This is a genomic window from Oscillospiraceae bacterium MB24-C1, from assembly GCA_030913685.1.
Lineage (GTDB): Bacteria > Bacillota > Clostridia > Oscillospirales > Ruminococcaceae > Yanshouia.
In genome coordinates this window covers 58,651-70,204 of the sequence record CP133187.1, presented here as the reverse complement: position 1 = coordinate 70,204, position 11,554 = coordinate 58,651, and the positions used below count along the sequence as shown (strand labels likewise).

Here is an 11,554-nt window from a genome sequence, read left to right as displayed (position 1 = left end):
CTGTAAATCTGTACGACAGCCCAATTGCGGTTGTGGTGGTAGCCTATGCGGCCGAGACACACCTATCATTATATTTATGACAAAAGAAATCCACGCGGACGAACTAGTCTGCACGGAAAAGGAGAAAAAATTATGGCAAATGTATACGATAAGCTAAAAGAGCTCAATATCACCCTGCCCAAGCCTCCGGCCAAGGGAGGGGTTTATACGCCGGTACAAGAGTTTAGTAATCACCTGCTGTACTGTAGCGGCTGCGGCCCGGATCTGGGCAACGGAGAGACTGTTGTGGGTAAGTTGGGCAAAGATCTGACATTGGAACAGGGCCAAAAGGCGGCATATAACTGCATGCTCAACCTTCTAGCTAATTTAGAAGCACAGTTGGGTGATCTAAACAAAATCAAGCGCTTTGTCAAGGTGCTAGCGTTTGTAAATAGTGCGGATGATTTTTATCAACAACCGCAAGTGGTTAACGGTGGCTCCAACCTGCTGGTGTCACTGTTTGGCGAAGAAGTTGGCTGCCCGGCCCGTACGGCCATGGGTGTGAATACCTGCCCGGGCAACATCGCGGTGGAGATTGAAGCGCTGGTGGAATATTGAAAGGGGAATAGAAATGGCCAACAAATATTCGTTTGAAGGCGCGGAGCAGCTGGTAACTCCACAACTAGTTTATTACAAAGAAATCATCGAGGCGAACATCCGCCGTACTACGCAAATTGCAGGGGGCGTGGATCGGCTATGGCCTCATGTGAAGAGCCACAAGATGGCAAAAATGGTAGAGCTACAGATGAGTATGGGCATTACCCGTTTCAAGTGCGCCACCATTGCCGAAGCAGAGATGGTAGCGGCGGTCGGCTGCAGCGACGCGCTGGTAGCCTACCCGCTGATCGGGCCCAACATCACCCGCTTCCTCCGGCTGAGTACCGCTTATCCGACGGTACGTTTTTGGGCCATCGACGATGACACGGAGATGGTGCTGGAACTGAGTCGGCAAGCCGTAGCAGCGGGATGTAGCGTGCGCCTTTTGATGGACATGGACATGGGGATGCACCGCACCGGTGTGGCACTGGAGAAAGCCCAAGCCATGTACGAATCGTGGGCTAAGTTACCCGGCATTGAGATGAGAGGCATGCACTGCTATGACGGCAACCGCCACGAAAATGACTTTGCCCAGCGGGATGCTGGCGTTTCCGAAACTAACGCCAAGATACTGAAGATTAGGGAGGCACTGCAAGCCCAGGGTATCGACTGTTCCGTGCTGGTGATGGGCGGCACGCCAAGCTTCCCGTGTCATGCACAGGGCACCAAGGAATTCCTCTCACCGGGCACCGGTATTATTCAGGATGCGGGCTACCGGGACAACTTCAAGGATCTGGACTTTACCCCTGGGGGCATCCTGCTCACCCGCGTGATCAGCCGCACGGACGTGGATGCCTTTACGCTGGATTTGGGTTACAAGGCGGTCGCAGCTGACCCGGCAGGCGAGCGTGCCGAAATTGTGGGCATGGAGTACGCCAAGACGGTGCTGCAAAACGAGGAGCACTGGGTTGTGCGTGTGCCCCCCGAGTACATCAAGGACATCCCCCCTGTGGGCACGCTGTTGTATGCAATCCCCACACATATCTGTCCCACCAGCGCGCTGTACCCCAGCGTCCCCGTGGTGCAGCAAGGCCGAATCTTGGATTGGTGGGAGGTCACTGCCCGCAACCGCAAACTGACCTATTAACTACACATACCATACCAATATTGGGCTGCTTTGGAATATAACGAAAAATAGCCGTATACCAGCAAAAAGGTGTTATGGCTTAATTTCAGGAATATATGGTAAGGATTAAAAAGTGTTTTCGAATGCTGATAATAATTCCAACAACCTGTAAAGAAACATATACTGGTCATGTAAGTGACTGCAAACATAAATGCAGGAAATAGGATATTGGGGCACAGATCATACTTTATGGATATAGTTCGTAAAATTAAAAGGCAATAGCTAAATACTAAGGTAAGCAAAAACTAAGGCCCTATCCGTTGGATGGGGCTTTTAGGTTCGATAGAATAACTTTTCAAAAATAACAAATATAAAAAACGAGGGGCATTTTCCTCCTTTGGAAAAACTAACCTTAAATTTTACAACTACCGACAACGAACAAAAGCCCTCACACTGCATAAGAAGTGTGAGGGCCTTGCTGAATGCTATGTCAATTCTGGATATATCATATATTCGTAATAGACGTTACAATTCAGATAATTTGATAACCTGCATTTAATAGTACTTCTAATGCCTTAAGATAATTTTCTTCTTTTGTTAAAATATAATCTGTGTTATATGTAGAAATAGCAAATATTCCAATTTGATTTTCAGCTAACAATGTTGATATCTTGGATAAAATACCAATGAGGGAGAAGTCCAATACACCTTGAATTCTAAATGCTTTCCACCCATCATCTCGTTCAATTGTATTGTCAGGAATATTTTCCTTAATACAAACAAGCGAGTTTTCTTCATTTGTTTTTCCTATAAAACAATATTCACTATTTAAATCTACTTTTGAAAAATCGGTTACTTTGCATACAGAAAAGTTAAATTCTATTTTCATTATCTCCATGTTCATCCTCCATAGTTTACCTTATTAACCAAATGTAAATTAAGCTAATATAAATAATTGTATTTCCCCTAATTCTAGCACAGATAAAACAAAAACTCTATGTATGAGTTCAAATCCTCATGCATAGAGTTTTTTGGCGGAGATGGAGAGACTCGAACTCTCGCGCCGGTTTCCCGACCTACGCCCTTAGCAGGGGCGCCTCGTCACCAACTTGAGTACATCTCCGTATTGGTAATCGCCTTAATCTATTAAGTTTGACATCGCGACTTTAAAATGGCGGAGAGGGTGGGATTCGAACCCACGGCTCTCGCGAGTCACTGGTTTTCAAGACCAGCTCCTTAAACCACTCGGACACCTCTCCGTAAGATGCTTCGACAACCGCAACGACGATATTATATCACAAAGGAAAAGGCTCGTCAATACGAAATGAATATAGAAACCTCATATAATTTTATTGTGTCAAAGATATCGCGCAACGCCGCTGATTAAAAGCCGACAGCACGCGCCCAGCTTTAAAAACATGGTAGAGGCGCAGAAATTCGACACAAGCACAAAACTTGTCGGCCAAATTCACCACAGCCGATTCACGATAGCCTGGCAGCTGGCGAAGCGTAAGCGGCCACATGTGCTTTAAAATAATATCGCGCTCCAGATTCGAAAGCGTAAATTTTTCAGCATTTTTAAGTGCCATGGACGGATGAATTAACCAGCGGCGAAATCGGCTGACATTGGTTTTGCTCCAGTCGCACAGATATAAATCATGCAGAAGTCCGGCTCGTGCAGCGGCAACATGGTTCAATTTAAACTTTTTGCATAGCACAAAGCTAACATAAGCCACAAAAACACAGTGGTCAAGGCAACTTACATTATGTACATGGTGCTTAATGTCGTCCATCGACTGTACCGCCTCGTCATTGATAATATCTTTTATACAAGTCGAAAACTCGACCCTGTTATCCAAATTCCACATAGCTAAACTTCCTTTCTAAACGTTTTAGACAAACTGTAATATCATCATAACATAACTTAAAGCGCTTTGTAATGGTAAATAATACAGTTAATTGCGTCTGATTACACCGTGCTTTTATTTGGCATTGTAGTTTTGGGCTCAATATGTTATATTAATAAGCGAGATCGACAAGTGGACGAGACAGCGGCGTGCGGCTTTGCCCGCATGAGGAAAGTCCGGGCTCCATCGGGCGGGATAGCTGCTAACGGCAGCCGAGGGCGACCTTAGGGAAAGTGCAACAGAGATATACCGCCTGCCTTTTGGCAGGTAAGGGTGGAAAGGCGAGGTAAGAGCTCACCGGCGTTCCGGAGACGGAGCGGCCCTGCAAACCCTATCCGGAGCAACACCGATAAAAGGCAATACGGCGGCCCGTCGTGCCTTTGAAAGCGTGGCTGGAGCTGTAGGGCGACCTGCAGCCAAGATAGATCGTTGTCTAAAACAGAACCCGGCTTATTGTCCGGTTGAAGGTTTCAAAAAAAGTGGCAAAGCGCGACACAGCGCTCTGCCACTTTTTTTGCGAATATTGTATAGAAATAGGAATATTACGGCACAATACTGACATAGATTATGTCACGGAGGGTGGTGCCCGCATGAGGCTGCAAATCAATCCTGTCCCCACTGAGGACAGTAGTGCAGGAATGCGAGAACAATGGATGCAGGAAATATGGCTGCTAAAGCAACAGTTGGATAATAATGAACAGTTGTTTAACATGACGGACGACTTTGATATTACCGCGTATACCATTCACGAACGGGCAGCTTTGGAATTTAGATACAGCTACCTTTTCCGCCTGATTCGCGCCTATGATGAGGCACAAACTCAAAAGGTCAATATTCCTGTGCTGACGATGTAAAGGGGGCTTTGTCATGACCACCTATATTATTGTTGTATTGTGTTGCGCCATTATTGTAATGCTGCGCACACTTGGGCGAGCGAGAGCAATGCAAACACTGCTGCCGTCCGCTTTTGGTGGCATGCTCAGCCTACTTACTGTACATCTCTCGGCGCTATGGGGTACAGCCTTGTTGACATTAAACGCATTTACCATCGCTGTTGCGCTTTTTTTGGGCATTCCAGGTGTCGTGGGGTTACTACTCATGCGCCTGATCTGCGTCATCTGATTCGTAACCGGTTTCCCCCGCCCAAGCATATCCGCTAAAAAACCTTGCAAAAACTGTTGACAAATATCAACTGCAATGATATTATAAATAAGCTGTCACATGAGATAGCTTTTTAAATGCGGATATGGCGGAATCGGCAGACGCGCTAGATTCAGGTTCTAGTCGGGGCAACTCGGTGGAGGTTCAAGTCCTCTTATCCGCACCAATAATACCAAAAGTCATGTATGAGGGTTTAACTCAAACATGACTTTTCTTTTGTTTGTGCTAAAGCATCGGGCGCTTTTCAAGGACTAGCTTACCTTTATTGACACGATTGTGCTATATCAATAGCGTTTGTTTTTCTTATTGTCATTACTGTTTTGATTAATAACGAAAATGAGCATAATGCCTTATGGGTGACAGTTTTAAATCCTTACTTGAAAATTGAATGATATTCGAATATGACTTCTCTGGCAAAGAAAGACCTTATATATGCCTATAAAATGCCATTTATAAGGTTTTTATTTTAAACTGGACCTGTGGCCTAAGAGACTAATGGCTGACAAAGCGCAAAGCGTTTTGTCAGCCATTTTAATGTTTAGACCAACGCGACCGCAGCTTCGGTTTCTTGATACTCGGGCTGAGGTAGCGGAGACACTGAACACTGTATCAACCGAGTGGTGCCAATGTCAATGATGCAAACAAAATTCTTCACCCAAAGCTTCCTATTATCACAGGTGAGGAGTTGGTATGCCATATCCGAAGCTCTAGCATCGCCCAGATTGGCCAGCCACGATAACTCCGCTTTAACTTCATCCTTGCAAGGTAGGGCAACATAGTCCAAAAAGTATCTTTTATGGGCAAAAAACGCGTTGGCATCTTCAAATCCCAATAATTTAAGCATTGCCTTATTTACGTTAATGAAAGCAAAACACGCGTCGGATTCAAACTGAGCCATGCCAGTCGGTACATTATCAAAGTTTTTTTGAAAAAGCATGCGCTGGTTGTACGACTCGTATGCCTGCCCGGCTATTTGCGATTTAAGCTGTACGCACAGCGTTACATCTGAGACAGCAAGCAGAAGCAATGCTCTGTCCCGAGCACTATGCAGGCCCTTGACCCGAATGCTCAGCCACCGCATAGCAACACGACTACTAGAGGTATACCATCGGCTGATGCATGCTTGATCGAAACAACCGCCTCTTGCGCGATCCAGCTGCATTAAAAATGCCGACCTGTCTTCGGGGTGAAGATATTCTATAATCTTATAAGCGATTCCAGTGAATCTCTCACCGCTAAGGCCCAACTCTTCAAAAAAGCAGTCATTTCCGCGGATGAATTTGACATTTTCGCCAACGCATTCAAAAATAGCCAATGCGCCTATACAACTATTAAATATAACATTGAACTGAGAGAGCGGATTCCAAATTTCCTCGAGTTTTACCAAGTCTACAAATTCGGACGTCTTCATTCCTTGGTCGCGTACCCCAAAGCACAGTAAACTGCCGAAATCCTTCTCTGACAACGGTTTTGAGAAATAGTAACCCTGCCCATAATTGCAGCCCATACCGCGCAAAAACATCATCTGTGCATGCGTTTCAATGCCCTCAGCTACAACTGAAAGCCCAAGCCACTTGGCAAGGCTGATTATAAAGTTAAGGATATTGCCCTTTCGGTTCTCTTCTGTGTGGCTATGCAAAAACTGCATATCAATCTTAAGTATATCCAGAGGCAGCTCACTAAGCATATTCAGCGAGGAATATCCCGATCCAAAATCGTCCATCTCGATGATAAAGCCCAGCTCGTTGAGCGCATGCACCGCTTTTATTAGTTGAACAGGGCTTTCGGTGTAGGCCGTTTCAGTGATTTCAAGATTGATGTGCTGTGGTGTCAACGAATATTTATTGATGATTCCCATCAAAATATCGGGCAGGTTGGGGTCATAAATATCCATGCGCGAAACATTAACCGCTATTGGCACAACATCGTAGCCATTATCAATCCACTCGCGAATGGCCCGACAGGTGTAATCCCACACATAAAAATCCAGATCGGTTATAAAACCGTTCTTTTCAAATAACGGAATAAATTGATTCGGAGAGATTAACCCTTTTTGAGGATGAACCCATCTGACCAACGCCTCCGCACTGGTCATTGTTTCGGTTGACAGGTTATATATCGGCTGAAAATAGATCACAAATTCTCTTTTACGAAGCGCCGTCTTCATATCATTGATGATCTGTTGCTCCGCCAGCAAAACATCCCGCAGTGATTCCTCATAATAGGCAAAATCAATATCATACTTGCCCTTGATTGAATCGGCCGCCAGCTTTGCACGATCGCACATGACATTGATGGGCACACCGCGGCTTTTGACACGATATACGCCGTATTTTAACGAGAGGCTTATGTTCAATGGATAATCCTTTATAGCATCGGTCAAAAAGGCAAGTACATGATGCTCAATATCTTCACAATGATCTTCGGGGATTATTGCAAAGAAAATATCTCCGCTCAATTTACCGCAAATGCCATCTTCGGGAATACTCATCTGTAACAGCTTGGCAACGTATTTAAGCAGCTTATCGCCTTCATCCACGCCAAAAAGGTCGTTGACTAGCTTAAACCGTTCAAGATCTACCGATAAAATGTAAAAGTTTCTTTCGGGCGCCTTTGAAAGCATCTCATCGGCACGCCGATAAAACTCGTCCCTATTATAGATGCCCGTTATCGCATCACGCTCGACAGCGTTGACGACCGAGGCTGTTTCACGCAGCTTGATAATATTGGCGATCCTTTGTCGGATGATTGTAGGGCGGTAGGGCTTCGTCAGAAAATCCGATGCGCCGAGAGAAAGAGCCGCTATCTCGGTTTCTTCACCCTCATGCTGTGTCATCACAATAATTGGTATTCCCGAAAATCGGGGCAACGCCTGAACCGTATCTAAAAACTCATAGCCATTCATGACAGGCATGGAAATATCGAGTAGAATAACAGCGATTCGCCCACCGTACTGTTCAAGGAGTACTAATGCTGTTTTGCCATTCTCTGCTTGTATAATATCATAATCATCCTTCAAAATTTTGCAAAGAATCTGTCGGTTGATGCTACTGTCGTCAACAATTAAAATTTTTTTGCGTTCTGTCATATTTAACCTCCCCTTAACCAGCAGCCTCCACAAACCACCTCAAAGGTGACCGGTTAGGCCATTGTCGCTTATTTCAGGGTGAAAGCTCTTAAAATATACCTTTGCATCTTAAAACGATAGCATTTCAAGTTGTCCATTTTTTAATTCATAATTATTATATTATAATATTTTATCAAAGTTTTTCAACATTTTCAAACAAATAATGAAAATATTACCCAAAAATCATCTTGCTTAAAGTTGCACTGTTACGCCACACCATATTTCTGCATCATATCCCCTTTTTTCGCCATATAAATATATACTCGAACTATGCGCTTATTAATCACAAAACGCAACAATAAAAACATTACCCCACGATGCCATATGCGCGCGGATGCTATGGTCAAATACCGGATACTTAATCGTTGTAAACAGACTCTGAAACCTTTTGGCGAAGCATTTGAATAAATTCCTCCATATAGCTGGGTTTTTCAGCGGATTTTAATGACACAGCTTCAATACGCAGCCGTTCGTCTAGCCCCTTGATGGAAAATATGTGGATCAACTGCTCCGGTGGACAGTGCAGGTTGTGCTTTCGCACGCTGTAAAACAACATGCGTGGGCAAAAGGCGGCGCACATTCCAGCAGCACAAAGCGATATTTGTGTCTCAGTGTCGCTGATGCGATAGGGAATTTTTAAGTCGGTATGGCTTCGATCCAAATACGCTATTAGCATTTTGCTGGCGGTGCTGGTACCAAAATTCTGTGCAAATGGCACGTGTGACCATTGCGTCAGGTCAATTTTCTGTTTAAACATATCCTGAAAATTTTCCTTAAAAGCACTGCGCAGCAATTTGTCGGAGATGATGACGTAGATTTTGTCGTCGCATACCGGCTCAAAAAGAAAATCCGCATCATGGGCGGGGTTAACTCCGACAAACAGATCCACCTTGCCTTGCCGTAGTTTCTCGGCAAGTACTACCGTATCGTCCATCACAACGTCGATTTCCACCTCCGGGAACCGCTGCGCGTAGTCAGGCAACACCATCGGCAAAATAACCCGCGCGCGCGAGGTCCCAATCCCCAGCGTTAAGTGGCCCGTTGTTCCCTGCGCCCAACGTTTAATATTATCATTCATCGTGCGCTCCATCGCCTGCATATTACGCAGAGTTCGCAGCATAACCTGACCTGCCTCGGTTAATTGAAAACGGGGGCGGCGGGTGAACAGCTTGACATTGTGCTGCTGCTCTAAGCGCTTGATATGGTCACTGACGCACTGCTGCGTTACACAAGCTCTTTGTGCTGCACGGCTAATGCTCATTTCTTCGGCAACTAGCATAAAGATTTCCTGATTTATCTGCATAGATTTTCCTCGCTTATAATTACCTATACCATAATAATAGCAAAGCGCACTATAAAAAACAATATTTTTCTTGTGCTCATTAAATAAGCACTTGTTTGATATTGTGTTTTGTTTGAGCTATAGTTAACTTGAAAACAAGATGTGGGAGGCTATACATATGGATGACAACAAGCTGCATTACAGCGATTATAAAAGTGGCATATTGACCAACGGAATGGAACGCTCGGCCCATCGTGCGCTGCTTTACAGCATGGGGCTGGATACCAACGATCTGCGTAAACCGCTGATTGCAGTGGTCAATTCTTTTACTGAAGTGGTACCCGGGCACATTCACCTCAGAGAAATTGCGGACTATGTTAAGCAGGGCATCTATCAGGCGGGGGGCATCCCCCGTGAGTTCAACACCATCGCCCTGTGTGACGGCCTGTGTCAGGGGCACCGGGGCATGAGTTATCCGCTACCCAGCCGCGAAAACATTGCAGATGCCATTGAAATGATGATTGAAGCCCACCAGTTTGATGCGATGGTCATGCTGCCCGGCTGTGATAAAATCGTACCCGGTATGCTCATGGCGGCCGCCCGCGTCAATATTCCTACCATTATTGTACCCGCCGGCCCTATGATGGCAGGCAGTTACAAGGATATTGAGGTTATTACCCTATCGGACATGCGTGAACAGATCGGCCGATATCAGACCGGTAAACTTTCGCTGGAAGACCTACTGGAAATTGAAAAGCGCGCGCTGCCCACCTATGGCACTTGTTCGATGATGGGTACAGCTAATTCTATGGGATGTCTGACCGAAATTCTGGGCTTTACCCTCCCTTATTGCAGCACCGCACTAGCAATTTCCTCCGAGAAACGGCGATATGCCAAGCAGTCGGGGGCGCGCGTTGTTCAGATGATAAAGGAAGAATTAACTGTCAGCAAAATTCTAACGCGTGAAGCAATTCTTAACGGCATCCGCGCCGTTATGGCAATGGGCGCTTCTACCAACACTGTGCTGCACCTCATGTCGATTGCGAATGAAGCTAAAATCCCGCTGAGCCTTACCGATTTTGACCTGATTAGCCGTAATGTGCCTTATATCTGCAACATCAAACCCTCTGGCAAATATCCGTTGTCGGCACTGCACGAAAACGGGGGTGTGCCCGCGGTGTTAAAGGCGATTGAAAACAAGCTCGACCCGAATCACCTAACTGTAACCGGCAAAACAGTTCACGAAAACATCAAAAAGATTGAACTAATGGAAAATGACGTTATCTTCCCCATTGCATCTCCGAAAAATTCGGAAGGTGGTATTGCAGTTTTATACGGCAGCCTGGCTCCAGACGGCGCAGTGGTTAAAAAATCCGGTGTCAAACCCTCAATGTATCAGTTTACAGGTAGGGCCCGCGTGTTTAACTCGATGGAAGAAGCCGGTGAAGCTGTCTCCGGTGGGCACATACATGAAGGCGATGTCGTTGTCATCCGGTACGAAGGCCCAAAGGGTGGCCCTGGTATGCGCGAGATGCACATGGTGACCTCGCTATTGGTGGGCAGAGGCATGGACGAAAGTTGTGCACTGGTGACCGATGGTCGGTTTTCCGGCTCTACCCGTGGCCCTTGCATCGGACATATCTCACCCGAAGCTGCTGCCGGTGGTCCGATTTCGGCCGTAGAAGAGGGGGATAAAATTATTATCGACATTCCAAATCGCCGACTCGATCTGGATGTTCCACCAGAAGTGCTAGCCGAACGTCTGGCAAAGGTCAAGCCCCTTATCAAGCCACGTACACCGGCGCTGGCAAAATATGCGGCACTGGTCACCTCAGCTGACAAAGGTGCTATCCTAAAGGTACCTGAAACAGTATAATGTATTAACTTAAAATCTTCCTTTTGTCGGTGAGTACTTCAGGCATCGCCTTTAAAAATATTTACCGATATGTGCACCAGTGCTCTTTTGGAAGTTATAGCACACGTCACCCTAAGAAGTTGGCCGAAGCTATGTGCTTTTAGATCATGGTAAAGTTATACCTCATCAGGGCATTTCACCACAATGCAAAGTACATTTTAAAAATAACAATATAAGTTTCAGTAAATAACCGCATTGAAATCAGATTTTCTGACGACAATGCGGTTTATATTTTGATATTTTAACAAGAAAGCGAACCCTTCGCGAAGTTATCCTCCGCCTTTGGTGGATACGATTGAGCGTGTGCGCTAAACCACACTACAAGAATAGCACAAGCGGTATTTTAGACAGCTTGAAGTTATATATCACGTTGTGGTGGCAATATACGCAATTTCAATGGGAATAACCTGCCACTTAGAAAGCTTTTAAGCGAAAACTCGATGATATTTACAAACTGCAA

Annotated in this window: 9 protein-coding genes, 3 tRNA genes and 1 other RNA gene; 7 read left to right on the top strand and 6 right to left on the bottom strand. The window is 45.5% G+C overall.

Annotated features, from left to right (window positions below; all coding sequences use genetic code 11):
* Positions 1-132 precede the first annotated feature (132 nt).
* Positions 133-597 (top strand): RidA family protein, encoded by a 465-nt coding sequence (locus RBH76_00360; protein ID WMJ83911.1) that lies wholly within the window; start codon positions 133-135, stop codon positions 595-597.
* A 13-nt stretch (positions 598-610) separates the two neighbouring features.
* Positions 611-1,723, top strand: coding sequence for a D-TA family PLP-dependent enzyme (locus RBH76_00355; GenBank protein WMJ83910.1), 1,113 nt, complete (start codon positions 611-613; stop codon positions 1,721-1,723).
* A gap of 511 nt (positions 1,724-2,234) precedes the next feature.
* Here RBH76_00355 and RBH76_00350 read toward each other — a convergent pair.
* From RBH76_00350 to RBH76_00335, 4 genes are all read right to left on the bottom strand, one after another.
* The gene (locus tag RBH76_00350; protein ID WMJ83909.1) at positions 2,235-2,600 is read right to left on the bottom strand and encodes an ACT domain-containing protein; all 366 of its coding nucleotides are present in this window, start codon (positions 2,598-2,600) and stop codon (positions 2,235-2,237) included.
* A 134-nt stretch (positions 2,601-2,734) separates the two neighbouring features.
* Positions 2,735-2,825, bottom strand: a tRNA-Ser gene (locus tag RBH76_00345).
* 49 nt (positions 2,826-2,874) lie between these two features.
* Positions 2,875-2,961: transfer RNA gene (locus RBH76_00340), tRNA-Ser, on the bottom strand.
* 90 nt (positions 2,962-3,051) lie between these two features.
* Positions 3,052-3,570, bottom strand: coding sequence for an HD family phosphohydrolase (locus RBH76_00335; GenBank protein WMJ83908.1), 519 nt, complete (start codon positions 3,568-3,570; stop codon positions 3,052-3,054).
* Between the two features lie 168 nt (positions 3,571-3,738).
* Between RBH76_00335 and rnpB the strand changes: the two genes are divergently transcribed.
* The 4 genes from rnpB (at position 3,739) to RBH76_00315 (ending at position 4,936) form a co-directional block, all read left to right on the top strand.
* An RNA gene (gene rnpB, locus RBH76_00330) (RNase P RNA component class A) lies at positions 3,739-4,077 on the top strand.
* Between the two features lie 122 nt (positions 4,078-4,199).
* Positions 4,200-4,463 (top strand): DUF2508 family protein, encoded by a 264-nt coding sequence (locus tag RBH76_00325; protein WMJ83907.1) that lies wholly within the window; start codon positions 4,200-4,202, stop codon positions 4,461-4,463.
* 13 nt (positions 4,464-4,476) lie between these two features.
* The gene (locus RBH76_00320; protein WMJ83906.1) at positions 4,477-4,731 is read left to right on the top strand and encodes a hypothetical protein; all 255 of its coding nucleotides are present in this window, start codon (positions 4,477-4,479) and stop codon (positions 4,729-4,731) included.
* 118 nt (positions 4,732-4,849) lie between these two features.
* A tRNA-Leu gene (locus tag RBH76_00315) sits at positions 4,850-4,936 on the top strand.
* Between the two features lie 372 nt (positions 4,937-5,308).
* On the opposite strand, the gene RBH76_00310 is transcribed toward RBH76_00315, so the two are convergent.
* Both RBH76_00310 and RBH76_00305 read right to left on the bottom strand, forming a co-directional pair.
* Positions 5,309-7,858 (bottom strand): EAL domain-containing protein, encoded by a 2,550-nt coding sequence (locus tag RBH76_00310; GenBank protein ID WMJ83905.1) that lies wholly within the window; start codon positions 7,856-7,858, stop codon positions 5,309-5,311.
* A 397-nt stretch (positions 7,859-8,255) separates the two neighbouring features.
* Positions 8,256-9,200, bottom strand: coding sequence for a LysR family transcriptional regulator (locus RBH76_00305; protein WMJ83904.1), 945 nt, complete (start codon positions 9,198-9,200; stop codon positions 8,256-8,258).
* A 157-nt stretch (positions 9,201-9,357) separates the two neighbouring features.
* On the opposite strand from RBH76_00305, the gene ilvD reads away from it, so the two are divergent.
* Positions 9,358-11,055, top strand: coding sequence for a dihydroxy-acid dehydratase (gene ilvD, locus RBH76_00300; protein ID WMJ83903.1), 1,698 nt, complete (start codon positions 9,358-9,360; stop codon positions 11,053-11,055).
* The last annotated feature ends 499 nt before the right edge of the window (positions 11,056-11,554 follow it).